Source organism: Endothiovibrio diazotrophicus (genome assembly GCF_054657215.1).
This window is the reverse complement of sequence record NZ_BAAHXB010000249.1, coordinates 1-1490: the sequence shown is the minus strand read 5'-3', so window position 1 is coordinate 1490 and position 1490 is coordinate 1. Positions and strand designations below refer to the sequence as shown.

The window sequence follows — 1490 nt, the reverse complement described above, 5'->3', positions numbered from 1 at the left end:
GGTCGAAGGGCCAGCGCAGCGCCGCCTCTTCGACGGTGGCGGCGCCGGCGTCGAGCACCCCGACACCTGCGGGCAACGCCAGGGTGGCGACACCAGGGGTGGCGATCCCCTGGTTGACCAGGGTGAGGCGCATCGGCAATACGCCGTCCGCCATGGGAGAAACACCCTCCGGGCTCACTTCGGCCAGGGCCCCCACCAACAGCTCTCCCCAAGGAGTGGAGAGTACGGGCCGATCGCTCTCCGCCGCTGCGGTCGCCTCGGCGAGGAGATCGAAGGCGATATAGACCGCCTTGCCCCGACCATAGATACGGTGGGTCATGGCCGGCTCACCGCCAGGGGCGAAACGGGCCAGCACCACCCCCTCGGCGTCGCGCACGCGAACGACCCTGCGGGGACCGACGAAGGGATATCCATCTTCCCCCGTCAGGACCACCCCGTCGCGCTCCGCTACACCGCTGACGGCGACGCCCAGGGGCTTGTCGAGGAACGCATTACGCCGGTCGTGGTCACCGGCCACCACCAACCCTTCTCCTCGATAGACCGCCTCGCGCAGCCCCTTCTGGGCCGCTACCGGCAGGTGAACCGTCTCACTCGCCAGGAGGTAGAGACTATAGGCTCCGCTCCGACACTCCCGTACGAAGGTGTCGGCGTCGGTAACCACGGTGTAGGACCATCCGTCGGCGGAGAGCCGCTCCTCCAGTGCCGTACGCTGAGCGGGCAACGGCACCGTCTCCAGTGGACCGAGGGGATCATCGCAGCGCGCTCCGTTCCCGGGCCCCAGCTCTCCGTCTCCCTCTTCAATCCGACCCGCCTCGCCCGCGCAGGAGGAGCTAGACGGGGGGTCGAGCAACACCAGCAGCCGGCCATGGGAGCCTTCGCCCAAGGCGCTTTCGATATTCACCGGCGGAACGCGCAGCCGGTAACCCGCCGACGCCAGCGGAACCATCTCGCCCAACGCCTCGACGCGGAGAATGCAGGCGAAATCCCCCGGGTCGTGGTTGGCGGTATCGATTTCGCTGATGCCGCTCCACAGAACGCCCGGCGAGAGCTCCACCGTATCGCGCTCCGTGACCAACGCCTCACCGGTGGCGTAGGCGACGAGCAGCCGCTCCACCGTCACCGTGGCGTGCGACGCACTTCCCTCGTAAACAAGCGTGTGGGTGCAACGCTGTCGCGCGCCGCGATCGAGGATGCCGGATCGCGGCACCACCGAGGCACTCAGCGCCCGGACGAGCAGCTCTTCCACCACATATCCGGCTTCGGCGCTCGCCATCACCGAGCCATTCTCGTCAACCACCTCTCCGCGAACGCGATACGCCCCCTCGGCGGCCGCGTCGAAGGCGTAGTCGAAGCCAAGGGCGCGCTGCCCACCGAGCGCCATCGCCTCTAGCGCGCGGTTTGCCTGGTGAACCACCTCACCCGCCGCATCGATCACCCGAATCACCACCGTGGCCCGCTCCAGCGGGGCAACCGCGGAGAGGTGGCTAACC

1 pseudogene is annotated in these 1490 nt (G+C 68.5%); it reads right to left on the bottom strand.

Annotation, left to right across the window (positions count from 1 at the left end):
* Positions 1–1490, bottom strand: a pseudogene (locus tag ACYQ2W_RS26155) (hypothetical protein); the annotation flags it as partial.